General features: G+C 63.5%; 1 pseudogene. It reads left to right on the top strand.

The window, feature by feature from the left end:
- A pseudogene (locus tag ACZ2IA_RS22915) lies at positions 1-293 on the top strand (branched-chain amino acid ABC transporter permease); the annotation flags it as partial.

Here is a 293-nt window from a genome sequence, read left to right as displayed (position 1 = left end):
ATGTTGCTGGGCTTCGTCATCGAGCGGGTCGCCTACCGCCCCTTGCGCAACGCACCGCGGCTGGCACCGCTGATCACCGCGATCGGCCTGTCGATCGTGCTACAGCAGGTCGCCATCCTGATCTGGGGCCGTAACTACATTCCGTTCCCGGCGATCCTGTCGCACGACACGATCACCATCCTCGGCGCCACCATCACCCAGTTGCAGGTCATCATCATCGTGCTGTGTCTGGTGATCATGGCCGGCCTGTTGGTGATGGTCGAACGCACCAAGCTGGGACGCGCGATGCGCGC

The organism is Crenobacter sp. CS_VA4, assembly GCF_055597485.1.
Note: the sequence above shows the minus strand (reverse complement) of the source record. Positions and strands in the feature narration are given on the sequence as shown.